Source organism: Endozoicomonas ascidiicola (genome assembly GCF_001646945.1).
GTDB lineage: Bacteria > Pseudomonadota > Gammaproteobacteria > Pseudomonadales > Endozoicomonadaceae > Endozoicomonas > Endozoicomonas ascidiicola.
In genome coordinates, this window is record NZ_LUTV01000005.1 from 170,289 (window position 1) to 196,763 (window position 26,475).

Sequence of the window (26,475 nt, forward strand, 5' to 3'; positions counted from 1 at the left end):
ATCTCAGTTTACTTCAGTGCCATCCCCAAAGCCTTCATCGAAATCACCATCTCCAGTCTGATCACCCTGCCCCTCTGGCTGACCATCATCGGGCTGAGGGTTTTCGCCACCAGCGCCATCATCATTAAAGCTCCCGGCATCAGGACTGAAATCAACGTCGCCTGGATTATATACGGGGCCATTATCATCAGGCTCACCCTCAAAATCTGATTCAGAATTATAACCATCATCGTCCATATCAAATTTGGTTGTTTTAGCCGCTTTAACAGTGGGTCTGAGTGCTTGGGGCCTGCCAGTTGCTTTAGCACGTTGAATTTTCAATGTGTTCTCATCACGAGCGTCATAATCCTCGGCTGCTCCTACTGCAACCCCAGCCCCAGAAGCATGAACAGCCACTTTTCTCAACTCGAGCTGGTAGAACTGCTTCATACCTTTAGAGCGGTTATTAACCTTAGTCTTCATGTTTCTATCAAGTTCCATGATAGATCTTCGAAGATCTTCCAACTCTTTCTGTAACTGTATAAAGTCCACACTTTTGAATTGTTTAGCACTTTGCGCTTCTAATAGGTCAATGGCAGTCTGAACCAAATCATTTATCTCTTCCGGCGTTTTATCCTTCAATATTTTATCAGGAGGAATAAGGTTAATAGCTTCCTTTTGACCATCCGGAATAATGTGTACTTTCAAACTACGAGCAACACTTTCCCCCCTTTTCTGGGTTAAGGCCTTCAGGGTCTTCAGGACTTCACCTGGCCCATTTTCCTGAGCACGTTTAAGGGCATCAACAGCGCTATCGAACACATATTTTTCACCATTCAGCTGTTGAATTTCATCGGCTCGCTTAAGCTTTACGTCCTGAATCTCAACAAGCTTTTCATCAGAAAGCCCTCTGTAAGATTCAGGTTCAGAAGCACTGACATTTGTGGCACCCTCATTTCCACTATTGGCTTCCACCGCAGATTTTTTTGTATCCGCAGCTTGAGCCGAACTCTTCTGCAGCACACCTGGCATTTTATTTTCAGAAGATGAACCGGAAAGGTCGTAGCCCATCTGATGTGCAATATCGTTGAGAATCCCATTACTCTGCACATCAATTTCGCCAATGATGCCATCTTTATCATCAATGGGTTTATCTGAACCTTCTTCCTGAATCACCAGTGAATCCTGAACCTCCTGAACCGCAGAAACCATTTGCTGTTTGGCTTCTACGTTGACAAATATTTCTTCAGGTAACATTCGCACTGTTTCAGCCGTTTTATTCATAAAGAAAATTTTTGCCTGAAGCTCATTAACATTCATCTCTTTAGCTAAACCGGAAAAATCAGCTTCTGTAATCCACTGCCTATCTATAAGACCAAGAATACTTCCGAGATATTCATGAGCAGCAACCTCTAAATTGAAAGGTGCCCTGGCAATCTGCTCCTGAGTTTCGACACAATTATCATGAACACCCACCAGAACTTTCAGTTTCTGCATATCATCAAGAATCGCTTTTAAGCGTGTCCCGGATGTAGACTTATCAACGCAGGCCAAGTCCGTAGCAAGAAGTTTAAGCTGAATATCCACTGCTGTTTCAAAGTTTTTGGAACCATGACGCTTATTAATTTCAACATAAGCCTGATTGAGGCTTTTGTGATCTTTAACATGATCCTGATATTCACGGCGGGTTTCAGGAATAGACATCAGCCCCGTTTCATCAGAGAGTCTGGCCGCCTCTTCAGTAAGGTTCAGGCCAATTTGAATGGCCTGTCTATTATCTCGCTTGAGGTTATCTACCGCCGAAAAAATTTCATCCGCTGAGCCTTTCCCATTAGCTTGTTCAAAAGCCATTGCCGCTTCATATAAAGCAATATACTGATGAAAAGCATCTGGGAATTTCTTTTCAGCCTCTCTTTGATAGTCTTTACTGGTCAAATTAGGCTTATTGGCTAAATCATTTTTGAACTCGTCAATACCATCAATTTTCTCAACTGCCTGAATCTTACGTATTAACTCAAGCATATTTTCTTGATGTGAATCGCTCTGACCAACTTCTCTTTTATCCCATTTTTTGAACTTTGTCAGAGCCTGTGAGATTTCTTCAGCAATATCAGTACTTGCCTCTAAAGCACTTGTTTGTTTAAGCGCAGTTACATTATCACCATTGGATGCAGTACCTGTTCCAAAGCTACGCTGCTTTATATCACCTGGAACGTCAAAGAATGCTTTATTCGTAGGTGCCTGAGTGGCGATCGAGCTTGGGCCATCCGCAATTGCCATAGCGTCCTCTGCTGTTGCATAGCCAACCCTCCTGGTTGGCTAATCCTGATAAAAAATAGGCTTAATCGTAAAAATTAAACACGTGTAGTTGATTTTAGAGTTTCAAACCATGAACGAATAATCTCATCCATTTTACTTTGAACATTTCGGATCATATCCTGATGCATATTCAGGAATTCACTGTCAGATTGAGCCGCATTATCATAGGTTCTCTGTATTGCTTCTCGCACTTTAATTTCTGCCTGATCCTGCGTAGCTGCATAATCCAGTCCGGTTTTACCAATATCACCCATACTGGTGATAACACTGCTTAGGGCGTTACCAATAGCTACCTGAGATTGTCTAACGCCATCAGTCGGAGCCTTACTTGACTTAAGTGCAAAGCCCCCCTGCGCTATACCGGCAGCCATCTTTGTACCGGCACTGATAAATCCAGCTATGGCTGTTTTAACGGCGGCCTCTTTCATTTTTTCGGCTTGAACAAGAACCTGCTGTTTGGCTGCTTCATAGTTGATCGAGCGGCTTATTCTCGCATTTTTTCGCTGCTCTACACTCATTTTATGGAGCAACTCCATCACAGCAAACATATCAACTAGCTGTTCAAGAATTTCTGGGCCAAACACTTGATTAGCCGACAAAGTATTAAAGCCAATACCTGCAGATTTCAGTAAATTACTTTGCTCACTGGACGCGCTTTCCAGTAATTTTTTCTGTTCTTTCAGCTTTAGATTATCGCTATTGCTCAAGATCGTTTCAGCCTGAGCATCCGTGAATCCCATTTTCTTTAACAATGCAGCCTGCTCAGAAAATCCTGAACTATCCAGAGCTCCATTCAACAGACCGATCAACTTGTCTATCTGTTGCTGCTGAAAACCCATGGCCTTCAATAGTTCTTTAGCCCCCGCCCCCGACTGATGCAAAGAAGCAAGACTATTGCCATCATCATCAGGATTAGCCATAGATAACAGTACATCTATCTGGCTATCACTGAAACCAAGGCTCCTCAGCACCGAAGCTTTAGCGTCAAGGCTTCGAGCGCCTCCATGCAGTGACGCAAGAGAGCTTCCTGCATCATCCGGATTAGCCAAAGACAAAAGTGCTTCCAACTGAGCATCGCTAAAGCCAAGCGCCGCTAAAACACTCTCTTTTCCTTTGGTGTTATCCAGTCCTTTTCCTTGGAGATTATCCACATACTCACTGGTTTCAAGAAGTGCTGCTGCATGCTGCTGTAGCTGCGCAGTCTGCTCCGGAGTTACCTTTCCACTGACAATATTACTCAATAATGCACGTGTAGATTTAAGAGACTCCTCAGCATGCTTGCTGATTTCTGCAATTTTGACCGACGCCGACTCAAGATCAAGCAACGATGTGTCCCCAGGAGTTTCTAATTGAGGCGCCACTTCACCTTTGCTATTAATAAACTCATTTTGAGCCGCATCCCTGCTAGAAACTGTCAAATCTTTACCGTCCAACTGACCACCGGAGATCCTTTCCTTACCTGGAAGCTTTCCAGCATCAAGAATAGGTGCCTGTTGTTGAGTATGGTGTACAGCACCTGAATTATTTACTTCAGTCATACGTTAACCTCCTGTCGACATATATGTCTTTTCAATTTTATGATTCAATATCCCAGATCAATCTACTGAACTTAGCCTTTAACATAAGATAGAAGTTTTATCTTTGTATCATGGTTATCTTTGAGAATGCTGGCGATAGTTGAGTAGCCCTGCTGAAGCTCTTCGATGACTTTTTGAATATCCTCAACATTCTCATCAATTAATTGCTGATTTCGAAGAATGAATGCATAAATTTCTTTTGCGTCTGCCCTCAGCAGATCAGCATCAAACTGATATTTAGTACTGGCAGCGCTGGCAGCACCATCTGCGGCCATTGTAGCGCCTGCAGCATATTGCCCCCACCGCGTTAATTTTTCTGCAACTGCAGCCAGTTTTGCGGTTTTCCCTGCAACTGAAGCGCCCGTTGCCGCACTGGCACCAACCTGTGCGCCCTTAGCTCCAGCTCCCGCAGCGTTTGCGGCAGTAGATGCACCAGACCCTGCTGAAGCGGCAAAACCAGCGCCAACCGTCAAGACTGCAGCCAGAACATTCCAGAAAATACTCATACCCAGCTCGCCATCTTCACCAGCCCAGTTGGTCATAAAGTTAGTGCCGCTCTCTGACGAAGCCACCATCAACACCATAATAACCAATGCTGCAACCATAAGACCTGCAGCAGCGCCACCGGTAACAACAGTAACTACAGCTGTTACGATCGCCATAATAGCCAAGGCGATGTAGCCAAATATCTTACCAACCATGCCAGATTTTTCGGCTTCTTTAGCCTTTTCGATGGACTCCATTATTTTATCGAGGCGTTTTTTCGACTGTTGCTCTCTTTCAACCTGCAGTGTTTTTATCGTTTCTTGGCTAAATACCAGACGATTATTTTGCAGCTTAGTTTGTAACTCCATCAGCATGAGGGAAGCTGCATCAACATCCAGTATTTTACCTGCACTTAAATGCTTACTGGTAAATGCTTGAAGGCTGGCTTTTATGTCATCAAGAACTTCTGGTGGCCCACCTTCAAGACCCGCAAACTGAGTCAACACATCACCGAAGAGATCATGCAGATTCTGCAATGATGGATCGCCTTGAAGTTTGCCAGACAACCTGGCTGAGAATGAGTGCATGGAGGACAATGAATTATCAGTATCCTCCGGATTCGCAAGAGACAGAAGACCATCAATAAGCGCATCACTGTAACCTAGTGAGTGCAAATGCTCCCTGTTACCCTGAATAGTGCTGATATGCTTTGCCAGAGGGTTCAGCTTTTTCAATGCTTTATCAAAAATCTCCTGCCCCACCTGCTCCAGCTGACCACCGGTTAAAACTTCCTGCCCTTTGCTGCCCGGCTTGAAGAAGTTCGTGAGCTCTTTCAATACTTCAACTTCTTTCAGAACCTTACCTGAAGGCGAGTCAGCACCTTCAGCAGGTGGTTCAATCCTTACAGTGCCGGCTGTAAAGTCAGCATCTTCCTTCGGTGGAGCCAGTGATGCACTGTTCTGATTTGAAAACCCCCGGTCTACCTTATCTTTTTGGTTCAGCTTACCAAGCCTTTCCGCTTCGGCTTGATCTGTCCCCAATAATACAGAAGGGTTGGTATTGTGTTCCGGAGGTACAGAGCCCTGTGGAATGGAAGACGACATACGAATACTCCTTTAAACGTTATTCAAGATTTTCCAGCATGTTTTTGGCACGCTCAATATCTTGAGCATAATCAGTACTTTCACCTGCCCAATCCATGGAGGTTTCATAGGCAATTTTGGCTTTTTCTTTGTCACCCTTACCCATATGACAATCTCCGATATAAATCATTGGGCGGGGATCGTCAGAGTCCAGCAAGGTAGCAAATGAAAACACTTCTATAGCCTTATCAAACTCTTTTTTCATTTGCTGACAGGCACCAAGGCCCATAAAGTATTTACGGTTGAAGTGGTCATAAAAGCAGAGAAACTGAAAAATCTGTTGAGCCTCATCATACTTCCCACTTTGATAGAGGTTATAGGCCACAGAATAGATTGCCTCCATGGCATCGTCACTCACGTCTTTTAAATCTTTAAACGTGCCTCCCTTTGAAAAGAACCCCATTAATTCATCCTCAAAGGTTTCGCCATTCAGTTCATTATCATTCACGTTCGCCCCTCCTTGAAATCAAACATGTTATAAAAATCACTCTAGCTTATAATTTTTGTTTTCATGCAGTTATCTATCTCAAATTCTGAATAATAGAACTGACAGACTGGAAATATCGGTTAATAAAGTTACTCAGCAGCTCAAAAGTTTGATTATATTTGTTAATTGTTTGCTGGAGTCTGGTTGTATCTAACTGAGACTCACTGGTTAAAGCCTCAATCCGTCCTTTCACACCTTCAATATTAACATCCCATTCTGATGAATTGTGATTTTCATCATCACCAGTTCTGGATCTCTTTGCATCAAGCTTAATCCAGAATTCAACCATATCAGCAGGCATAGTTGACAAACCTGATGTTCCCGCCTGGTTTTTCAAGTCCCTGGCTCTGGCCAACATCTGATTCGCTTCTTCTAATAAATCATTCCTCTCTTGAATCGCCTTAATCTGATCTTCCAGCTGCCCCTGCAAAATATCAGCTCTTGCACTCAGTACTGACAGCATCAATGCATCCAGGCTTGGCTTGGTCAGGTCAACTGATTCGCCCAACATAAAGGTTCGAACCTCAGAGGCCCCTGGCCCCAGATAGGTATCACCACTCCAATTACCAGGGTCACTGACTTCCTGAACAAGAGCAACCGGAGCCTGAAGATAGATCAGATCCTTGGTGGCTTCATTTAACTTTCCCCTGTATCTCAGAGCATTCAGGGTCTCTTTATTAACAGTATGAAAATGCCGTGGCTCTAGTGAGTTACCTTCATCATCAGGATCAGCCAATGACAGCAAAGCTTCTATCTGATGATCGGAATACCCTGCTGCTCGCAAAGTATCTAAGCGGTCAGTGTTCAGTTTAACAATATATGATCCTGAACCGTCCCCGCTCCCTGTGCTTGGCTCCGCACTGGGAGTATATCCATCTACTGGAGCACTCATAATTAACTCCCTGCTGGTTGAGTGAAATAATTTAATTAAGGTAAAAGTTTCGTTTATGCTACAGATCAGCAGCTTCTAACAATCAATAAACGCAATTTAATTTCCGACTACTTATCGAAAATAGCAAACTAAGGATTCCACTTTTTAACCCAATCCTTAAGCAGCTCAGGTATCTTTGTTTTCAAATTCTTATCCCTGAATTCAACACTCGACATTTTTTCTTTGAAATTAACGTTATCGCCAAATGAGTTAACTATATTCTCTCTTGCTAATTTCTTGTTATTGCTAGTAAGCCCTTCCGGCTTATCAGCTTCCGCCTTTAGAATATCTTTAGCGTGACTCAACATGGTAACAACCAATACCTTCATCAAGTCTTTAGCATTTTGTGAGTCTGCACTATGAAGATGAGTCAGCGAAGGCTTTGGGTTTGCATCAAAAGAAATTAATTTTGTGATAAGTTCATGTCCAAGCAGGATAAGAGTCCCTTTAATCTTCGTATTGTCTGGATTATCAATATCAAACCCAGTTTCATTTTTAAACAGGCCCCAGAAACTCTCAACCTTTAACACTTTTTTATTTTTTGCTATAGCCTCAAGTACCTCAAGGCCGCCTTTGACGCCTTGTGGCTTTTCTGCGTCCACATCAGCATTTTTATCTCCGATCTGACCACTTCTACGTGAGCTTTTTTTCCTTTTTACAGAACCGGTTTTATGTGAGACTTGTAGAACTAACTCTTCAGGGCTGTCATCACCAAAAGATGAAACTCCATCTTGTCCAGACCCTTTAATCGGCTCCGCTGCATTGACTAAATCACCCATTGCATCAATAACTTGTTTCGCAGCTTTCTTTACATTTCCAAAATCAAAACCATCCCCACTAAGATCCACACTACCCAGCCCTTCTCCATTTCCCACCCCTTCAGGCTGAGCAGGGTGAACATGAGAATTTTTTCTCTCTAAAACGGATTTCCCTTCTTCAATAATAAGATCTGCAACTTCATCCATATTTGAAACCACAGACGGTTTAGCTGAAGTCGCCGGACTATTGGTTAATAAATTTGTTTCATATTCTTTCAGTGCTTTCCAGACATTACGTGTCATATCAGTGGCTTCAAGCTTTGCTATCTCATCTTCTGGGATAGACCACCGATCACGTTCCGGATCAAGAGATAAAAATTTGTCTGTAAGACTGTTTTGATCAGGCAACCATTTACCTTTGGGTAGTGCTTTAAACAGGCCGGTTAACCATGGTTCCAGCTGCTTTGCTTTCGGACGTAATATGGCTAAGACTTTCTCCATTTCTTTATCCATCGCCTCCATTCGTATCGCTTGGTCTGCTAACGAATGAGATGTAGCCTCAAGAGGCTCTCCAGCCAACGCTTTAATGTTATTCAAAGACAGACCAAGTTTATCAAGCTCTGTTCTTAAAGCAGCAAGGTCTTCGATAGAGGGCACTTCACCCGAAGCAAGAAACTCTTGTTTGAAATCCTTAAATTTGTCCTCGTCTTTCAGAGAACCAAGAGCCTTATCAACCCACTCATAAAACTCATCTAAGGCGAATGGATGTACAAAGTCTTCCTTAGTTTGAGATATTTTTTCTGCCTCTGAGCGCTTAAGACGGGTGGCTGGATCAACTTCACCTTTACGGTGCAGCTTGAAAACATCACCATTCTTTAATTCATCTTCAGCAGCATTGGATTTAGCAAAATCTGAGCTCGCATCAACCTTATCAGCATCCTTGCCACTTTTACCATCTTTTCCACCTTTCCCATTAGCGCCTTGATGATCCTTCGGGTTCAGCATGCCATCCATTGCATAAAATAAAAGAATCGACATATTCATTGTGGTCACAATATAACCAACAGCAAAAGCACCGATCATTGGTATGCCCGCCATGCCGCCAGATGCAAACATCAAGGCAAGGCCTATAACAATACCCATCGTAATCATGATCGGTAGTTTGTGTTTTTTCGCAAAATCCACTATTTTCGATAAGCATTTTCCGATATTTGAAAGCGCGGACTTAAAAAAACCCTTCTCAGCTTCTGTTGGCGCTTCGGATTCATCTGCCGCTAAAGCTGGATCAGCACTAATATCCAAAACACCTGTTTTAGGGTCAAGCTTGGTAGAAGGAAAGTTTTGGGTCGGTGGCTCAACCTTAAAAGTTCCTGGTATGTCACCGTCATCAGATCCGACAATGTCACCTTCTCCCTCAGAATAGAAACCGGAGTCATCATCTAAGTGAGAAGGTTTCTGCGGCTGCTGCCTCTCAAGAACTGCTTTTGACACACCTTCTGCACCATGCACTGCATCTGGAATTTTCTGACCATAAAGCCCATCATCAGGCTTGGGATCCGTTATAGGTGCTAATTTTACACGTCTACCAGTAACAGCAGATGGATCTCCACCCGACCCAGAACCTCTAGGCATATGATTGACCACAGCACCAGGAGACAAAACTTCAACCTTTTTGTCACCAAGCTTCCCTGCTGGTTGCTGACCTCCTGTCAGAGGACTTGGCTGAGGAGTGGGGGCTCCTGAAGTTACCGATGTCATAAGAAAATCCCTTTTAAAACACCTACGCTATATAAAAAATAAGTCTAGTTGATGGGTAGCTATATAAAAGCGAATTAAAACTAAAGAATAATGAGTGCTATGAAATACAACGCTTTAAACGGAACTATTATAAAAGCCATTACTCCGAGAAAGCTGCAGGGTCATCAAAGTGCTTGAAACTCTTTACATTCTTGCTATCACTGTCGAAGCAATGGCGGGTGCTATTGTTGCTGGTCGAAAAAAAATGGATCCGTTCGGTATTTTGATTATTGCCTGTGCCACTGCATTTGCCGGTGGCACCCTAAGAGATGTAGTGCTAGATAATCACCCGATGGTGTGGATTGGCAAGCCTGAATACCTGCTGACCACCTGCTCAGCGGCGCTGTTTGTGCTTTTTATACGGCCTTGGGTGCGCCATTTAACCGAGACATTCCTGGTACTGGATGCCATCGGTTTGATCACGTTCAGCATTATTGGGGCTCAGAAAACCCTGGAATTGGGTCACGGCTATCTGATTGCTTCCATTATGGCCGTATTTACCGGCGCCTTTGGTGGGGTTGTTCGGGATATTCTGTGCAATCAATTACCGCTGGTGTTCAGAAAGGAACTTTATGGCAGCATCGCTTTTTTTTCCGCCTGGCTCTACTTTGGTCTAATACTGACACCACTCACCACAAGCACAGCCATTTTGATCACACTCATTTGCGGATTTCTGCTCAGGATTCTTGCTATCTATAAAGCTCTGGAACTGCCAAAATTTATTTTTGATGATTCAGATTCGGACTCTGACAACAACACTCCTCGATAAAACTAAGACCAAAGTGGAAAATACGGAAGCAAACTTTATATAATACGCAGCAATTTCAACATGACCCCCAAAACAGAGATCGACTGTCGATGAGTTACGCATCCATTCCTGCCGGTAAAGATATTCCTGAAGATATCTACGTTGTTATCGAAATCCCGGCCAACGCAGCCCCCATTAAGTACGAAGTGGATAAAGAGATGGACGCCATTCTGGTGGACCGTTTCATGGCCACGCCTATGTTCTACCCAGCCAACTATGGCTACATCAACAACACCCTGGCGGACGACGGCGACCCGCTGGACGTTCTGGTGGTTACGCCTTACCCGGTGATTCCTGGTTCTGTGATCCGCTGCCGCACTGTGGGCATGCTGAACATGTCTGATGAAAGTGGCCGCGATGAGAAGCTGATTGCCGTTCCTCACGACAAGCTGTCTGCTATCTACAAAGACGTAAAAGAATACACCGACCTGCCGCCACTGCTGCTTCAGCAGATCGAGCATTTCTTTGAGAACTACAAGGATCTGGAACCTGGCAAATGGGTGAAGATCGATGGCTGGGAAGGCGCCGAAGCCGCTAAAGAAGTTATCAAGAAGTCTGCCGCAAACTACAAGGGCTGATCTCTTCTGACTGCCTGAAGCCTTCATGGGCTTCAGGTTCCCATTTGCTCTTTACCCCCTGCTTACGCCTTATCACTTGCATATCCGTTATATCACTGCACAATTATTAGCATTCCACACAATAAACAGCAGCCTGTATGCCAAAACACCCGATCCGCCTTATATGGACTTTATTATTCGCCTTTTTTCTTCCATGGTCCGCTCAGGCAAACCTTGATCAACTCTTTGGCGGACAAAATCAGGACTTTCTTCCAGTGGAAGAAGCCTTCAATTTTTCAGGAACGGTGGAAAATAATACGGCGACCATTAATGTCCAAGTGACGCCGGAACACTATTTATATAAGCACCAGTTTCAGTTTACCCCCCAATCGGATATTTCCGCCCTTGGCAACGCGACCTACCCCACCAGCGAATTAATTTTCGACCCTTACTACAACAAAGATCTGGAAACGTTCAGCCAGAATTTCACCATTCAATTACCAATTACCAATGCTGGCACATTGCCGGAAGTACAGGTTGGTTTTCAGGGATGCGCCAAAGCAGGGCTTTGCTACCCGCCGCACTCTATTACGATCCCGCTGGTTGCCCAGAATACTGGCACGATGAACACTTCTACAGAACAGGCTAGCCTGTCTCAGAACTCTGCTCCAGACAGCATTTACCAGCAGCAACTGGAAGGTAACAGCCTCCCCGTTGCCTTAATACTCTTTATTCTTGCCGGGATTGGTTTAAGCCTCACTCCTTGTGTGCTGCCCATGTTCCCTATTCTCTCCAGCCTGATTCTTGGGGCCAAAGAGCAAAGCAAGGGTAGAACCATTGCACTCACTTCCACCTATGTCTTAACCATGTCAGCCACTTTTGCCGTTGCTGGCACTCTGATGGGGTTGTTTGGTGCCAGCCTGAATTTACAGGCAAAACTCCAGTCTCCATGGTTATTGATTCCAATGGCCATACTGTTTGTTCTCTTAGCGTTAAGTATGTTCGGTCTTTATGAAGTTCAACTTCCGACAAAACTTCGAGAAAAGCTCAGCGGTAACCAGCAACAGTCCGGAAGTCTCTCAGGCGCAGCAGTCATGGGAATGTTATCCGCTCTTGTGGTTTCTCCCTGTGTTTCTGCACCATTGGCCGGTGCACTTATTTATATCAGCTCCACCGGTGATGCTCTGTTTGGTGGCCTGACTTTATTTGCACTTGGGCTGGGAATGGGAATCCCGCTCTTTGCACTCGCCCTTGGCGGCCGTCACTGGCTCCCTAAATCAGGCGCATGGATGAACGCTATTCGGTCTTTCTTCGGAGTCTTGCTGCTTGGCGTGGCCATTTGGATGTTGGAAAGAATCATTCCTGCCCCATTAACATTGCTTCTCTGGGGCGCTTTATTGATTGGCAGCGGTATCTTCGCTGGCGCGCTTAAGCTGAACACAGAGGCTGCAAGCCAAAAATTGAAACAGACTGTTGGTATTCTCTGCCTGATTTATGGAACCTGCCTCATCGTCGGTGGCGCTATGGGAAATCAAGACCCACTTCGACCTTTAGCCACCAGCATGACTGCACACCCTTCTGGCTCTGGCAACGTTAGTAATTCAGCGCCGACATCAAACTTTACCAAGGTCACCACCCTCAAAGAGCTTGATGCATTACTGGCCGATGCGGCAATACAGCAAAAACCTGCCCTTGTGGACGTTTATGCTGATTGGTGCATTTCCTGTAAAGTGATTGAGCGGACGGTTTTCCCGGATCCACTAGTGACTGATCAACTCAATCAGCTCACCCTGATCAAACTGGATATCACCGACAACACCAGTGAACACCAACAATACCTCAATCAAAACAGTCTATTCGGTCCACCAGCCATGCTGTTTTTCGATGATAACGGTAAAGAAGTGCCTGCTTTAAAAAGTCAGGGCGAAATCACGGCAGAGCAACTTCATCAAAAACTGACGACACTACTAAACCGTCAGACTTGAACACAGTTCACAGAAACATGTTGGAAACGGTCTCGAAATCCTTCGTAACTGTCGTTAACCTCCTGTAACACGCACAAGCTGGACGCATCATTGACAATGGGGCAAAATGCCTGATCTAAAACAACCTCACTGGCTTGACGGGTACTACGCTGTGTCTTTCTTTTAAAGAAATACGCCGCAAAAAGAGGATTAAAATGACAGACATTCTTGTGCTCAACGGCCCAAACCTGAATCTTCTCGGTACCCGGGAACCCGGTGTCTATGGTTCAACGACGCTGGATGAGATTAATCAGGAACTGACCAGGCAAGCTTCCGCTGCAAACCTGCAACTGGAAAGCTATCAAAGTAATGCTGAGCATAAGCTGATCGAGCGCGTTCATCAGGCTGGCTTCGATAATGTCCGTTTTATCATTATTAACCCAGCTGCGTTTACTCACACCAGCGTAGCCTTGAGAGATGCCATTCTTGCCGTGAGCATTCCGTTCATTGAAGTTCATCTCTCCAATGTGCACAAAAGAGAACCTTTTCGCCATCACTCTTATTTCAGTGATATTGCAGAAGGAGTTATCGCAGGCCTTGGCCCACAAGGCTATAGCCTTGCACTGTCGTCAGCCATTAAAAAACTGACTGACAACCCCTGAAGCAAAACAGGGAAAACCCGCATTTTTAATTGTGCGTAATGGTATTAACCTCTATCCATACGCACCTGCGAACCAGATTTAAACATTGAAAGCAGGTTGAGCAACCTACCTCCCGCTTTCAAACCGTATTAAACCCAACCGGCAAGGTTACACGCCCGGCCTGTTTCAACATTCGAGACTAACTATGGATATTAGAAAAGTAAAAAAGCTCATCGAGCTACTGGAAGAGTCTGGCATTGATGAGCTGGAAATCCATGAAGGTGAAGAGTCTGTTAGAATCAGTCGTTACTCAAAAAGCGCTCCGGTAGCTGCGGCACCTTTTCAGATGGCTCAGCCTGTTGCGGCTCCTGCAGCTGCACCTGCTGCCGAAGCTACTGCCGCCGCACCGGTGATGTCTGGTCATCAGGTTAAGTCACCCATGGTTGGTACTTTCTATGATTCACCCTCTCCCGACGCCTCCGCTTTTGTGAAAGAAGGCCAGCAGGTTAAGCACGGCGATGTCCTGTGTATCGTAGAAGCCATGAAGATGATGAATCAAATCAAGGCAGACAAATCCGGCACCATTGAAGCGGTTCTGGTTGAAAGCGGTCAGCCTGTTGAGTACGACCAGCCTCTGTTCACCATTGCCTGAGGGTCGCACCATGCTCGATAAAGTTGTTATTGCGAACCGGGGTGAAATTGCTCTTAGAATTTTAAGAGCCTGCAAAGAACTCGGCATTAAAACCGTTGCTGTTCACTCCAAGGCCGATGCCGACCTGATGCACCTGCATCTGGCCGATGAGTCTGTCTGTATTGGCCCAAACAGTCCGACAGAAAGCTACCTGAATATTCCGGCCATTATCAGCGCAGCCGAGGTCACCCATGCCACCGGCATCCATCCGGGCTATGGTTTCCTGTCTGAAAATGCTGACTTTGCCGAGCAGGTAGAAAAAAGCGGCTTTACCTTTATCGGGCCATCCGCTGACGTGATCCGCTTAATGGGTGACAAAGTGTCCGCCATTGCTGCTATGCAAAAAGCAGGCGTACCAACCGTGCCGGGCTCCGATGGTTCTCTCACCAACGACAACCAGAAAACACTGTCTATTGCCCGGAAAATTGGTTATCCAGTTATTATCAAAGCTGCCGGTGGTGGCGGTGGCCGCGGTATGCGGGTCGTGCATGAAGAAGCCGAGCTAATCAGCTCTGTTGCACTGACCAAATCGGAAGCCGGCGCGGCCTTTAACAACGATACGGTTTACCTCGAAAAGTTTCTGCAAAACCCACGTCACGTTGAATTTCAGGTACTGGCTGACGGTCAAGGTAATGCCATTCACCTTGGCGACCGTGACTGCTCCCTGCAGCGCCGTCACCAGAAGGTCATTGAAGAAGCACCAGCGCCTTATATTCCTGAAGACAAACGTCAGGAAGTAGCCAGCGCCTGCACCCGCGCTTGTATCGAACTGGGTTACCGAGGCGCCGGCACCTTTGAATTCCTCTATGAAGACGGCGAGTTTTATTTCATTGAAATGAATACCCGGGTTCAAGTAGAGCATCCAGTAACAGAAATGATCAGCGGTATTGATATCGTCAAAGAGCAGCTGCGAATTGCCAGTGGCATGCCTTTGAGCGTCAAGCAAGAAGATATTGAGCTGAAAGGTCATGCCTTTGAGTGTCGTATCAATGCTGAAGACCCGAAAACCTTCATGCCATCCCCTGGCAACGTGAAGCAATTCCATGCTCCGGGTGGCAATGGTATTCGAGTGGATAGTCACATTTATAATGGCTACAGCGTACCGCCTTATTACGACTCCCTGATAGCCAAAATCATTAGCTACGGACCAGATCGTGAAACGGCTCTGCTTCGCATGAAGAATGCTTTGGATGAGACAGTGATTGAAGGCATCAAAACCAATATCCCTCTCCACCAGGAACTGGTGACTGACCCTTACTTCAAAGAAGGCGGTGTCAGCATTCATTATCTTGAGAAGAAACTTGCAGATTGATTCTGCACTCCCACCAAAGGCCTCAAACGAGGCCTTTGTTTTTTTCTGCACCCTTTGTCTATTTATGAAAGATATGGGCTCAGCTACAATACCCTCGTTATGCGTTATGAATTCACGCGCCAAGAGGTTGTCGCAAAAGCCCTGGTTCCCATGCTTTTATGCCCTTTGGGTATTGCGTGGGAACCCATACATCTATCTCTTTGAAAATTAAGAGGTATGCATTCCCACGCGAAGCATGGGAACGAGGTTTCTGGAGTTTTGCGACAACCTCGCCAAAAGGTCAGTGAAGTGCTTATTGTCTATTATTCTGGAAAATACGATGTCCTGGATTCAAGTCAGACTCAACACCACCTCTGACCACGCTGACCGTCTGGAAGACCTGCTTCTAGAAGTTGGCGCCTCTGCGGTCACACTTCAGGACGCCGAAGATCAGCCAGTTTACGAACCGGAATTGGGCACAACTCCACTCTGGAATAACACCGTCGTCATCGGATTATTTGACGCCCTGACCTCTGTTGACCATGTTGTGCCCTTCCTCAAGGAAAACGCCGGGCTTGATCCATTTCCAAAACATAAAGTCGAAATTGTTGAAGACAAAGACTGGGAACGGGAGTGGATGACTCACTTTCATCCCATGCAGTTTGGTGATCGCCTGTGGGTTTGCCCCAGCTGGAAACCGGTACCTGACCCAGACGCCGTCAACCTGATGCTGGACCCCGGTCTGGCCTTCGGCACAGGTACACACCCGACAACTGCACTTTGCCTCAGATGGCTGGATCAACAGGCCAACCTGAAAGGCAAAGAAGTCATTGATTACGGTTGCGGCTCAGGGATTCTGGCCATTGCCGCTTTGTTATTGGGCGCGAAGTCAGCTATTGGTGTTGATCTCGACCCTCAGGCTCTGGAAGCCACCATTGAAAATGCGAAAAGGAACACGATTTCCGCCAGCAAACTGGATGTATTTCTGCCTGATGATGAACCTGCTGAAGCCGCAGATGTTGTCCTCGCCAACATTCTTGCTGGTCCGTTAACTCAACTGGCCCCAAAACTGGCTGGACTGACAAAGGCCGGCGGCTCTATTACACTGTCAGGCATTCTGTCGGAGCAAGCTGAGGAGATCATTCAGACTTACAAGCAGTGGTTTGATATGGAGCCACCCACCACGTTTGATGGCTGGGCAATGCTCTCAGGCACCAAGCGAGCATAAGCAGACAACCTGAAACACCATGCATAGTCAGTAACGACTATACCCATTGGATTTCAAGTTGCTACTAGGCGACAAGTGAGCGAAGCCTTTAGGCCCTCGGGCACCGTTAACTCCAAGGATGGAGTGTATGCTGAACAACGTCAGGAACGTTGTCAGTAGTAGCCTACAAGTAGTAGGTGATCGGGGTGAGCGAACGCTGACAACAACGTAGCAACTTGAAAGGCGATGGGGATATGCATCAATGGACTGGATAAAGATCAAGGGCTTTGATCTAATTAATGATTAATTTGAACATCGGTATGAAGTTAACATGACGCCCTCAAGTGTCACTTGTCCACACTGCAAGACATCGTTCCGCATAACGAACGTACAGTTAAAAGCCGCCAAAGGCTCTGTACGCTGCGGCTCCTGTCTGCAGGTTTTTAATGCACTTGAACAACTGGAGCGTCTACCTGCAAAACAGCCGGTTTCAATGGTCACTACTGCTTCTGAAGAACCATTACCTGCGCTTGAAACAGAACACGATGTACTAGTAAGCAGCGAAAATACAGAAGCTCTTAAAACAACAGCGTCACCAACAGCCGACATAGCTTCCAGCAAAGCTAAAGTGGCAACTTCTACGCCGCCACTTGAGTACGATGGCTATCATCATGAAACCGTTTCAACACTCATTTACAAATCTGATGACCATTCTGATGATCATGATGAAGAGGATGACGATGAGATTCCGGGGCTGCGCAAGCGGTCTCGACAAAACAGCCCACTTCTTAAACTGACGGTCTTTGTGCTGGCAACGGCTTTGATTGCTCAATACGGCTGGTTCAATCGCAACCAGCTGGCTTTAAATACAACGCTGCGACCGGCCTATACTCTGATTTGCAGTGCCTTACAGTGCGAACTACCGCCACTTGTGAACATTAAAGCCATCCGCAGTCTGGATCTGGTGGTACGAACCCATCCCGAAAACAGTCAGGCATTGCAGATTGATGCGGTGATTATCAATGACGCTGGTCACACACAACCATACCCCAGCATCCAGTTAACCTTTACGGATATTAATGGGCGGTTAATTGCCAGCCGAGCCTTTTCACCTTCTGAATATCTGGGTGGAGAGCTGGCTGGATCCAACGCCATGCCAGCTGATCAACCTATTCGGCTCGGGCTTGAAATAATGGACCCTGGCCCCAGCGCAGTTAGCTATCAGCTAACTTTTGCCAAAAGCTCCTGACTCCCCACATCACCAGTCTGGTTATCAACCAGGCTGGAATTACCAATATCAACACAGCAAGAGCAAAGGCAATCACTACAGGAACATGGAAATAGCTTAGGGTAAAGGCGATGCCACTCAACGCCTCTATCGGGTTCAAACTGAGTGGAAAGTTATCCGGGCGAGAAAGGTGATTCATCAGAACCACTTCCAATAGAAAAAACGCTGGTATTAACAGCCATGAAAACCTGAATCTACTCATAAAAACCTCTACCCATCAGCAGCAAGATTATGGCTGCAATCTCCAGAGATCCAAAGCGCCATATTCCATCTGACAGAAATCCGGCAGGCATTCTCAAGAAACTCTCCACACCACCTCCCAGCAGCTAAACCTAATAGAGAAGAAGGCATCCGTATTGCAGTACCTTCGTGGAGGAAGTTATGTCGTATTCCATCCAGCTACCCAAATACCTGCTGGCTCTATTTTTAACCCTGCCCTCGCTGGCAGCCACCGTTCATGCCCAAGTCGATACTAAACACTGTATGGCGGGAGATCGCTATATCGTGGGCCTTCAGGAACGCGTTAATCAGGTAGGAAACCGTCAAACGCAACTGAATGCGCTGATTGATTCCGGCTCAACCCTTTCCTCTATGGATGCCAGAAACATTGAATTAAAAACCCGAAAAAACGGTTCTATCTGGGTACATTTCCAAATCCCGGAAGCCGCTGACAGCAACAAAATGATATCCATTGTTCGTCCACTAAAGCGCTTTGCCTATATTCAGACGCACCATGGCAGCCCTCAAAAGCGTCCGGTGATTGAAACGCAAATACGCATTGGCCCTATAGAAACCACTACGGATTTCAGCTTAACCTCCCGCTCCCGATTCAAAAACCCCATTCTATTGGGCATTAATACACTTAAAGATATTGCCGTGATTGATCTGGCGGAGGAGTTTCTTCTCAGCCGTCGCTGCTCAACACTTCAGGAAGAACTGGCCAGCAGTTATCCTTAATGAAAATTGATGACCGACATACAATAAACAACTGAAAAGCCACTTCAACCAAAAATATCCTCTGCTAACCGCACAATAAACAGACATCTTCACGATTCTTTAATAGAACGATGGTCTTGCTGACTTATATCAAAAAATGAGCAGGGCAATCGCTCTATTATGAATCCGCATCTTAGAGAATAACTGGGATAGCAAGGAGTGATAGCCATTGCCCATCAGTTCTGGTGAGCTATTGCGCACAAAATGCTGCGGCAAAAACTGATCACTTATTGATCAGCCCGACTTTATCGCATGAAGTCGAGCGGGTATGATGGAGGATTCATTTCCTATTCATCAGGCAGAGGCTGCTCTGACTCAAATCAGCCCGTTGTCAGGTACTGTTTTGTCCAAGCAATTAGTTATTGGTTCTTACTCGATTGAAAACCCGGTGATACTGGCGCCCATGGCGGGGGTTACCGACAGTCCGTTTCGCAAGCTCTGCCTGAAAATGGGTGCAGGTATGGCGGTCTCGGAAATGGTGACCAGTAATCCAAAGCTCTGGAACACACGCAAGTCTAGGTTGCGGATGGATCACAGCTGCGAGTCTGAACCCAGATCGGTTCAGATTGTGGGGGGAGATCCCCAACAAATGGCAGAAGCCGCGCGATTGAATCAGGAATTCGGCGCCCAGATTGTCGATCTGAACATGGGCTGCCCAGCGAAAAAAGTGAGTAATAAAGCCGCTGGCTCGGCATTGCTGAAAGATATTGACCTGGTGGAGTCCATCCTGAAAGCGGTCACCGCGGCCGTAGACATACCAGTGACACTTAAGATTCGAACCGGCTGGGATCCGGACCACCGTAACGGTGTCGACGTTGCCAAACTGGCAGAACAGTATGGCATTGCCGCTCTGGCCGTACATGGTCGAACCCGCGCCTGCATGTACAAAGGGGATGCCGAATACGAGACCATCGCCCGAATTGTGGAGGCGGTCAACATACCGGTGATTGCAAATGGAGACATTACTTCTCCGGAAAAAGCAAAATACGTTTTGGATTACACCGGTGCCAGCGCTTTGATGATTGGTCGTGCTGCTCAAGGGCAACCCTGGATTTTCCGGGAGATCAATTATTTCCTGAAACATGGAGAAAGACTGCCTGCACCGGAACAAAGTGAGATTCAGGCCATCCTTCTGGATCACCTGAGTGCACTGCATGCATTTTATGGAGAAGTACAGGGCGTGAGAATCGCCCGGAAACACGTAGGCTGGTACATGCAGAATCAGCCTTCCGGTCTGGAGTTTCGCCGGGATTTTAATAAGCTGGAGTCTTCACAAGATCAGCACACCTGCATACAAACGTATTTTGAACGTTTTTCTACTTCACAAAGAAAAGCACAGCGAAAAGGCAACGGAGAGGTCATAGCGGCATGACAGCAACACAGGTAATAACAGAAGGTCATCCGGTGAATGGAATCGGGGAAAACAACACCGCCACTCACTCAACGACTCATACAACAACGCAGCTACCAGAGTCTCAAACTCTGCGCGACAGTGTTGAACGGTCAATGAACAACTACTTTGCTCATCTTGATGGGCAGGATGTAACCGACGTCTATCAGATGGTTCTATCTGAAGTAGAGGCTCCATTGCTGGAAACGGTCATGGCTTACGTCAAAGGCAACCAGACACGCGCCGCTGTACTGCTTGGTCTGAATCGTGGAACACTGCGCAAAAAGCTGAAACAGTTCGGTCTGCTTTGAGTTTACGCCTGAAAAACACATCGTTTTACGAATAATCCGCGCCTTTATCGAGCTTTTATCGAGCATAAGGCCGCGGATTTACTACTTTATTACGCTTCCCCCTGCCATTAGCCGCTATTTCCCGCTAAAATCAGCCCGACTTTTTATAATACATTCCAATTTATAACGCATACCAACAAACTGTAAGTGAGAAACGATGGCAGTCACGACTCGTCCGGTACGCCGGGCTCTGATTAGCGTTTCCGACAAAACAGGAATTGTCGAATTCGCCCGAGCTCTTCATCAACACGCTGTTGAAATCCTTTCTACCGGTGGTACCTTCGCCCTTCTTGTGGAAAACGATATTCCTGCCATTGAGATTTCTGACTACACCGGTTTTCCGGAAATGATGGATGGCCGGGTAAAAACGCTACACCCAAAAGTCCACGGTGGCATCTTGGGGCGAAGCGGGCAGGATGAAGCCATTATGGCAGAACACAACATCCAGCCGATTGATCTGGTGGTTGTGAATCTCTACCCATTTGAGCAAGCCATTGCCAAGCCTGACTGTGATCTGGCAACAGCAATTGAGAATATCGACATCGGCGGCCCAACCATGGTTCGCGCTGCCGCCAAGAATTACCAAGACACGACCATCGTCGTTAACTCTCACGACTATCAACGTGTGCTGGACAACATGGCTGAGAATGATGGCCAGGTTGATCTTGCTACTCGCTTCGATCTCTCTGTGAAAGCTTTTGAACACACCGCTGGTTACGATGGCGCCATTGCCAATTATCTTGGCAAGCTCACAGGTTCTCAAAAAATGAGCATCGAAGAACTTGAATCTTTCCCGCGCACATTCAACACGCAATTTATGAAAGTTGAAGACATGCGTTACGGTGAGAACCCTCACCAGAAAGCAGCATTTTATACCGAGAAAAACCCACCTCAAGGCACGGTTTCAAGTGCTACACAATTACAGGGCAAAGCACTTTCCTACAATAATATTGCAGATACCGATGCAGCTCTTGAGTGCGTAAAAGCCTTTGATTTGCCTGCCTGTGTGATTGTAAAACATGCCAACCCCTGCGGCGTTGCCACCGGCACCAATATTCTGGAAGCCTATAACCTGGCTTACGAAACAGACCCAACCTCAGCCTTTGGCGGCATCATTGCCTTTAACCGCAAGCTGGACTCTGACACTGCACGCTCCATTATTGAACGACAGTTTGTTGAAGTCATTATCGCTCCAGAGATTGATGAGGAAGCGGCGGCTGTTTTGCAGAACAAACAGAACATCCGGGTTCTCAGTGCCGGACAATGGCCTGAAGTCCAAACACCATTTCTGGATTTCAAACGTGTTAACGGTGGCCTGCTGGTACAGGATGCAGACATACACGTGATCAGCCCGGAAGAATTGCAAGTAGTGACTGAACGCGCACCCACAGAGCAGGAACTGATCGACCTGCAGTTCGCCTGGAAAGTCGCTCAATTCGTAAAATCCAACGCCATCGTTTACGCCAAAAATGCGCAAACCATTGGTATTGGCGCCGGCCAGATGAGCCGTGTATACAGCGCCCGTATTGCTGGCATCAAAGCCGCAGACGAAGGACTGGAAGTACCGGGCTCAGTGATGGCTTCCGACGCGTTCTTCCCATTCCGTGATGGCATCGATGCCGCCGCCAATGCCGGTATTACTGCAGTGATACAACCTGGCGGTTCCATGCGCGACCAGGAAGTGATTGATGCCGCCAATCAGGCTGGGATTGCCATGGTCTTCACTGGCATCCGCCATTTCCGCCACTGATTTGAAAGGACAGAATAACAATGAAAGTGCTTATCATAGGAAACGGCGGTCGGGAACATGCTCTGGCCTGGAAAGTCGCTCAGGATGAAAACATTGCCCAGGTGTTTGTGGCACCGGGCAATGCCGGTACCGCATCGGAAAATAAAGTCATCAATGTCGATATTGATGTGCTGGATATCTCAGGACTAGTGAACTTTGCCAAGCAAGAAAACATTGGGCTCACCATTGTTGGTCCTGAAGCGCCTTTGGTAGCGGGTGTCGTAGATCAATTTGAAGCAGCAGGTCTGCCAATCTTCGGACCGCATCAAGCTGCAGCTCAACTGGAAGGTTCAAAAGCATTCACCAAAGATTTTCTGGCACGCCATCACATTCCCACGGCTGCGTATCAGAACTTCACTGAAATCGAGCCCGCCAAAGCCTACGTTAAACAACAGGGTGCGCCTATCGTGGTGAAAGCGGACGGCCTTGCTGCAGGTAAAGGCGTCATCCTTGCTCAAACAGAGCAGGAAGCCTTTGATGCCATTGACGACATGTTGGCAGGCAATGCGTTCGGTGAAGCCGGTCACCGCGTGGTGGTCGAAGAGTTTCTGACTGGTGAAGAAGCCAGCTTTATTGTGATGGTGGATGGCAAAAACATTCTGCCTTTGGCTACCAGTCAGGATCACAAAGCCCGGGATAATGGTGATAAAGGTCCTAACACCGGAGGAATGGGTGCCTATTCTCCAGCTCCGGTCGTCACTCAGGAAATTCATGACCGGGCGATGAAAGAAGTCATCATCCCCACGGTAGAAGGCATGGCCAGCGAAGGCATGCCATACAGCGGTTTCCTCTATGCCGGTTTGATGATAGACGCTAAAGGGACGCCAAAAGTATTAGAGTACAACTGTCGTTTTGGTGACCCGGAAACTCAACCCATTCTTATGCGTCTGAAGTCCAGCCTCGTTGAGCTTTGTCTCGCAGGTGCTAAAGGAGAACTGGATACAGCCAACATCGAATGGGATAACAGAACCGCTTTAGGTGTTGTGATGGCTGCCGGTGGCTACCCTGCATCCTACCGTAAAGGCGATGAGATCTCGGGTTTGCAAAACATCACTAATGCCAAAGTATTTCAGGCAGGCACACAGATCGAAGACGGTAAAACCTTAACTAATGGTGGTCGCGTGCTTTGTGTAACCGCTCTGGGCAACTCTGTAAAAGACGCACAAGAGCAAGCCTATCAAGCCGTGGCAACCATTCAATGGCAGGATGCCTATTTCCGCACGGATATTGGCCATAAGGCCATTGCCAGAGAAGAGACGTAAAGGCCATTATGCCCTGTAAGTATCATCAATGAGTGTGCTTACAGGGTTCTTGGTAAATTGAGAGAAATACGAACTCACCCCAAAGCGTCGACTGAATCACTGTCTGAGAAAAATGCTTAACGTATAATCAGGCCAATAATAAAGAGAAATGGACTTTTTCAGAGTGTTTACCAAAGCCCATGGGTACTTATGGACACTTATACTTTTTCTGCTATTACCTTTCACGGCCATGGCCACCACGGCTATTGAAATTTTCAACCCATCGTTTACCTTTTCTTCCGATGGCAGTGTTTGCTACCTGATTGAAGACTCCACACCACTCAGTATTGAACAGCTCACCGGGGATGACTATAAATACCACTTCACCCCATACCAGTACGGCAGCATAAGCTCACAAAGTACATCCGGGCACTTTTGGCTCCGTATCCCCGTTCGTAATAACACTGCTAATCAAGTCACCCCCGTATTGTCCGTGGATTATCAATTACAGCCCAGCAAAGAACTGTACATTGAAAAAGAGCACTCACTTACCGAGCAAAAGAACATATCTGTCCTGCAATTTGATCAATATGGAACCACCAGTTTTACTTTAAACCCTAACGAAAAAGCCACGATATTCCTGAAAACCCGCCACCAACCCGAACTGTTTAAAGGCATTCGTTTAAGTAGCTTGGACCAGTATCTGGCAGAACAAAACACACGACTGGGTAAAACCGCACTCTTAAGTGGTCTATTAATCGCCATCATTATTGCCAACATATGCCTATCCTATTTATCGAAGCAGAACATGACTCTTACCGCTAAAAATATCGAAGCAAAACGACTCAGTGCTCTCCACGGTTATACAGCGATCAACATGGCCTTTGCTTTGTTTTTTATCTGCTCATGGCAGGGTTACCTTAGCTCATGGCTAAACGCCAGCATCGAATTACAAAGCTTACTTTTCAAAGCATCGATCCTTTTTCTAGGCCTTAGCTTTCACCGCATATCGGTCAACCTATTAGATAGAGAATGGCCACAGCTGGTGCGTTTCATCAACGGTCTATCCATACTGCATCTTATATGCCTTCTGTTCATACCATGGGCTTCGAATAGCGTTATGAATACGTCGCTGTCATTATTAATGCTTATCAGTACGGTGACTTTCTGCTTTTCTTTCTGGCTGGTCAAACGAGAATTTCGGCCTGCGCCTCCCTGGACATTTATTCCCCTTGCCCTGAGTCAGTTTTTCTACACACTTTCCGACTCTGGTAGCATTGCTGTTCCATTAGATGATGCCACTTGGATACTGTTGTACACGATGACCATCACCATGGGCTACGTTACGATCCCAACCCGATTCAAAAAAACCATTCTAAGGCAAAGTCAAGATCGTTATAAACAGCATCATCCCGAGCTGTTCAGTCGCGAAGTAGTGAAACAAATCGGACATGAACTTCGTACCCCATTAAACGGCGTCATGGGTATGACAGAGCTCTTACAAAGCACCTCGCTCACTCCAAAACAAGAAGACTATGTACAAACACTTAGATATTCCGGACATGAGCTGGGCAACTTGATCAACCTGCTGGCCTCCAATATCAAGACAAACAAAGTGAGAAGCCCCAGTGATAGCCAGTTATTAAACCTGCAGGACACTATTGATGAAGTAACCAGTAGACTACTCTACCGGGCAGAACAGAAGAACGTAGAGCTGATTTGCTCCATCGCAGAAGACATCTCCTCAGAATGCTACTTCAATGACAGCCGTTTTTTTCTGATATTAGAGGCCACCTGCTTCTACGCATTAAACCAAGCTGAAAATGGTGAACTCATTCTTAGTGTTAAAAAAGAAACTGTGGGCAAAATGCGGATTGAATTACGCCTGCCTGCAAGTCGCTATAGTGAACATTGGGGATCTAACAACGACATCAATCAAGATACAAATGAAGAGGAGGTAGAAGCCAGTTCAGCGCTAAACCTATTCCTTGCCAAAAAACTGCTCAAAGAAATGGATGGGGACATTGTCAGACATACCAACTCTATCAACCTCTTCACCCCCTATACAGAAACAAGCAAAGAAGAGCCAGAGCAGGAGAAAAAGAACGATAACGAATATAGCCAAATGAGAGTGCTTATCGCTGATGACAGCTCAACATGCAGGAAAGTACTGCAACAACAGTGCAAGCTCTTGGACCTGATGGTAGATGAAGCTGAAGATGGTCTTACAGCACTTGCCATGATCCGGACGGCATCATATCTTGAACGACCATATGATGTGGTTATTGCCGATCATCAAATGCCAGGCCTCAAGGGAATTCAAATAGCAGAGAGAATCAGCCAGGATAGAAACACCCTAACACCTCCCTCTTTCATTATGCTCACGGGCGTTACAACACTACCCAATACAGAAGATATCGATAAACTTGGAATTAGCTCTCTACTAACAAAGCCTGTCACTCGGTTTACCGTGAAAAAAGCATTATTTAAGATACTTAAAAAAACCAATTAACTTTCTAACACCTAGATCCACAACCAAGATATTAGTATGAAACAAAGCATTGAAACCAAATCATGTACTCACCAATAAAGCAATCAAAAAACGGACGTAACTGCTCATTTTTTGGTGATAAAAACACACTTCCTAAAAATTCTTCATTTTTGTTATTGGGCTGCAGAGACATCACTGCGAAACCTACCACCAACTTTTGAGCAGTTACTAACAGACGATAGACCTTAAAGCAATTTATAATAAAAACAATTTGAGAATGAAGAAAAACCCACCA

The 26,475-nt window shown here is 46.2% G+C and carries 21 protein-coding genes; 14 read left to right on the forward strand and 7 right to left on the reverse strand.

Annotated features, from left to right (window positions below; genetic code table 11):
• Nucleotides 1-3 precede the first annotated feature (3 nt).
• The 6 genes from AKL11_RS14685 to AKL11_RS14710 all read right to left on the reverse strand — a co-directional run bounded on the left by AKL11_RS14685 (nt 4) and on the right by AKL11_RS14710 (nt 9,437).
• A complete protein-coding gene (locus AKL11_RS14685; RefSeq protein ID WP_067518770.1) occupies nt 4-2,259 on the reverse strand; it encodes a TyeA family type III secretion system gatekeeper subunit in 2,256 nt (751 codons plus the stop codon).
• 74 nt (nt 2,260-2,333) lie between these two features.
• Nucleotides 2,334-3,836: a beta-ketoacyl-[acyl-carrier-protein] synthase family protein gene (locus AKL11_RS14690; RefSeq protein ID WP_067518772.1), complete on the reverse strand. Its 1,503-nt coding sequence runs from the start codon at nt 3,834-3,836 to the stop codon at nt 2,334-2,336.
• Nucleotides 3,837-3,907: 71 nt separating this feature from the next.
• Entirely contained in the window at nt 3,908-5,464 is a 1,557-nt protein-coding gene (sctE, locus tag AKL11_RS14695) for a type III secretion system translocon subunit SseC family protein (RefSeq protein WP_067518774.1), read from the reverse strand.
• A gap of 19 nt (nt 5,465-5,483) precedes the next feature.
• On the reverse strand, nt 5,484-5,951 hold the full coding sequence (locus AKL11_RS14700) for a SycD/LcrH family type III secretion system chaperone (protein ID WP_245673223.1): 468 nt from the start codon (nt 5,949-5,951) through the stop codon (nt 5,484-5,486).
• Between the two features lie 73 nt (nt 5,952-6,024).
• Nucleotides 6,025-6,882 carry a hypothetical protein gene (locus AKL11_RS14705; protein ID WP_067518776.1) on the reverse strand — a complete coding sequence of 286 codons (858 nt, stop codon included), beginning with the start codon at nt 6,880-6,882 and terminating at the stop codon, nt 6,025-6,027.
• A 128-nt stretch (nt 6,883-7,010) separates the two neighbouring features.
• The gene (locus AKL11_RS14710) at nt 7,011-9,437 is read right to left on the reverse strand and encodes a hypothetical protein (protein ID WP_067518777.1); all 2,427 of its coding nucleotides are present in this window, start codon (nt 9,435-9,437) and stop codon (nt 7,011-7,013) included.
• A gap of 169 nt (nt 9,438-9,606) precedes the next feature.
• Between AKL11_RS14710 and AKL11_RS14715 the strand changes: the two genes are divergently transcribed.
• The 8 genes from AKL11_RS14715 (at nt 9,607) to AKL11_RS14750 (ending at nt 17,884) form a co-directional block, all read left to right on the forward strand.
• On the forward strand, nt 9,607-10,245 hold the full coding sequence (locus AKL11_RS14715; RefSeq protein ID WP_095210410.1) for a trimeric intracellular cation channel family protein: 639 nt from the start codon (nt 9,607-9,609) through the stop codon (nt 10,243-10,245).
• Between the two features lie 89 nt (nt 10,246-10,334).
• Nucleotides 10,335-10,862 (forward strand): inorganic diphosphatase, encoded by a 528-nt coding sequence (ppa, locus tag AKL11_RS14720; RefSeq protein ID WP_067518778.1) that lies wholly within the window; start codon nt 10,335-10,337, stop codon nt 10,860-10,862.
• Between the two features lie 137 nt (nt 10,863-10,999).
• Nucleotides 11,000-12,826 carry a protein-disulfide reductase DsbD gene (gene dsbD, locus AKL11_RS14725; protein ID WP_067518779.1) on the forward strand — a complete coding sequence of 609 codons (1,827 nt, stop codon included), beginning with the start codon at nt 11,000-11,002 and terminating at the stop codon, nt 12,824-12,826.
• A 194-nt stretch (nt 12,827-13,020) separates the two neighbouring features.
• Nucleotides 13,021-13,467, forward strand: coding sequence for a type II 3-dehydroquinate dehydratase (aroQ, locus tag AKL11_RS14730; RefSeq protein ID WP_067518781.1), 447 nt, complete (start codon nt 13,021-13,023; stop codon nt 13,465-13,467).
• A 184-nt stretch (nt 13,468-13,651) separates the two neighbouring features.
• The gene (gene accB, locus AKL11_RS14735) at nt 13,652-14,098 is read left to right on the forward strand and encodes an acetyl-CoA carboxylase biotin carboxyl carrier protein (protein ID WP_067518783.1); all 447 of its coding nucleotides are present in this window, start codon (nt 13,652-13,654) and stop codon (nt 14,096-14,098) included.
• A 10-nt stretch (nt 14,099-14,108) separates the two neighbouring features.
• Nucleotides 14,109-15,449, forward strand: coding sequence for an acetyl-CoA carboxylase biotin carboxylase subunit (gene accC, locus AKL11_RS14740; protein WP_067518791.1), 1,341 nt, complete (start codon nt 14,109-14,111; stop codon nt 15,447-15,449).
• Between the two features lie 319 nt (nt 15,450-15,768).
• Nucleotides 15,769-16,656, forward strand: coding sequence for a 50S ribosomal protein L11 methyltransferase (gene prmA / locus AKL11_RS14745; protein WP_067518792.1), 888 nt, complete (start codon nt 15,769-15,771; stop codon nt 16,654-16,656).
• Nucleotides 16,657-16,966: 310 nt separating this feature from the next.
• Nucleotides 16,967-17,884, forward strand: coding sequence for a DUF3426 domain-containing protein (locus AKL11_RS14750; protein WP_067518794.1), 918 nt, complete (start codon nt 16,967-16,969; stop codon nt 17,882-17,884).
• Here AKL11_RS14750 and AKL11_RS25220 read toward each other — a convergent pair.
• Nucleotides 17,850-18,125, reverse strand: coding sequence for a hypothetical protein (locus tag AKL11_RS25220; protein ID WP_157673584.1), 276 nt, complete (start codon nt 18,123-18,125; stop codon nt 17,850-17,852). The two genes, AKL11_RS14750 and AKL11_RS25220, sit on opposite strands and share 35 nt — an antisense overlap.
• Before the next feature lie 179 nt (nt 18,126-18,304).
• Here AKL11_RS25220 and AKL11_RS14755 point away from each other — a divergent pair, with 179 nt between their 5' ends.
• From AKL11_RS14755 to AKL11_RS14780, 6 genes are all read left to right on the forward strand, one after another.
• Complete coding sequence (locus AKL11_RS14755) at nt 18,305-18,880, forward strand: ATP-dependent zinc protease family protein (protein WP_067518796.1); 576 nt, start codon at nt 18,305-18,307, stop codon at nt 18,878-18,880.
• 307 nt (nt 18,881-19,187) lie between these two features.
• Nucleotides 19,188-20,291 carry a tRNA dihydrouridine synthase DusB gene (gene dusB, locus AKL11_RS14760; RefSeq protein WP_301335659.1) on the forward strand — a complete coding sequence of 368 codons (1,104 nt, stop codon included), beginning with the start codon at nt 19,188-19,190 and terminating at the stop codon, nt 20,289-20,291.
• Nucleotides 20,288-20,620, forward strand: coding sequence for a DNA-binding transcriptional regulator Fis (gene fis / locus AKL11_RS14765; protein ID WP_095210411.1), 333 nt, complete (start codon nt 20,288-20,290; stop codon nt 20,618-20,620). The genes dusB and fis overlap by 4 nt, the downstream gene beginning before the upstream one ends.
• A 196-nt stretch (nt 20,621-20,816) precedes the next feature.
• Nucleotides 20,817-22,409, forward strand: coding sequence for a bifunctional phosphoribosylaminoimidazolecarboxamide formyltransferase/IMP cyclohydrolase (gene purH / locus AKL11_RS14770; protein WP_067518798.1), 1,593 nt, complete (start codon nt 20,817-20,819; stop codon nt 22,407-22,409).
• A gap of 20 nt (nt 22,410-22,429) precedes the next feature.
• Complete coding sequence (gene purD, locus AKL11_RS14775) at nt 22,430-23,710, forward strand: phosphoribosylamine--glycine ligase (RefSeq protein WP_067518800.1); 1,281 nt, start codon at nt 22,430-22,432, stop codon at nt 23,708-23,710.
• Nucleotides 23,711-23,858: 148 nt separating this feature from the next.
• Nucleotides 23,859-26,201: a response regulator gene (locus AKL11_RS14780; protein ID WP_067518802.1), complete on the forward strand. Its 2,343-nt coding sequence runs from the start codon at nt 23,859-23,861 to the stop codon at nt 26,199-26,201.
• The last annotated feature ends 274 nt before the right edge of the window (nt 26,202-26,475 follow it).

Bases quoted from the DNA above. Each gene is read 5' to 3' on its own strand.
- fis (WP_095210411.1), top strand. From the start codon at position 20,288: ATGACAGCAACACAGGTAATAACAGAAGGTCATCCGGTGAATGGAATC.
- AKL11_RS14685 (WP_067518770.1), bottom strand. From the start codon at position 2,259: ATGGCAATTGCGGATGGCCCAAGCTCGATCGCCACTCAGGCACCTACG.
- AKL11_RS14755 (WP_067518796.1), top strand. From the start codon at position 18,305: ATGTCGTATTCCATCCAGCTACCCAAATACCTGCTGGCTCTATTTTTA.
- prmA (WP_067518792.1), top strand. From the start codon at position 15,769: ATGTCCTGGATTCAAGTCAGACTCAACACCACCTCTGACCACGCTGAC.
- AKL11_RS14750 (WP_067518794.1), top strand. From the start codon at position 16,967: ATGACGCCCTCAAGTGTCACTTGTCCACACTGCAAGACATCGTTCCGC.
- AKL11_RS25220 (WP_157673584.1), bottom strand. From the start codon at position 18,125: ATGAGTAGATTCAGGTTTTCATGGCTGTTAATACCAGCGTTTTTTCTA.
- dsbD (WP_067518779.1), top strand. From the start codon at position 11,000: ATGCCAAAACACCCGATCCGCCTTATATGGACTTTATTATTCGCCTTT.
- purD (WP_067518800.1), top strand. From the start codon at position 22,430: ATGAAAGTGCTTATCATAGGAAACGGCGGTCGGGAACATGCTCTGGCC.
- sctE (WP_067518774.1), bottom strand. From the start codon at position 5,464: ATGTCGTCTTCCATTCCACAGGGCTCTGTACCTCCGGAACACAATACC.
- aroQ (WP_067518781.1), top strand. From the start codon at position 13,021: ATGACAGACATTCTTGTGCTCAACGGCCCAAACCTGAATCTTCTCGGT.
- accB (WP_067518783.1), top strand. From the start codon at position 13,652: ATGGATATTAGAAAAGTAAAAAAGCTCATCGAGCTACTGGAAGAGTCT.
- AKL11_RS14780 (WP_067518802.1), top strand. From the start codon at position 23,859: ATGGACTTTTTCAGAGTGTTTACCAAAGCCCATGGGTACTTATGGACA.
- AKL11_RS14710 (WP_067518777.1), bottom strand. From the start codon at position 9,437: ATGACATCGGTAACTTCAGGAGCCCCCACTCCTCAGCCAAGTCCTCTG.
- AKL11_RS14690 (WP_067518772.1), bottom strand. From the start codon at position 3,836: ATGACTGAAGTAAATAATTCAGGTGCTGTACACCATACTCAACAACAG.
- AKL11_RS14705 (WP_067518776.1), bottom strand. From the start codon at position 6,882: ATGAGTGCTCCAGTAGATGGATATACTCCCAGTGCGGAGCCAAGCACA.
- accC (WP_067518791.1), top strand. From the start codon at position 14,109: ATGCTCGATAAAGTTGTTATTGCGAACCGGGGTGAAATTGCTCTTAGA.
- purH (WP_067518798.1), top strand. From the start codon at position 20,817: ATGGCAGTCACGACTCGTCCGGTACGCCGGGCTCTGATTAGCGTTTCC.
- dusB (WP_301335659.1), top strand. From the start codon at position 19,188: ATGATGGAGGATTCATTTCCTATTCATCAGGCAGAGGCTGCTCTGACT.
- ppa (WP_067518778.1), top strand. From the start codon at position 10,335: ATGAGTTACGCATCCATTCCTGCCGGTAAAGATATTCCTGAAGATATC.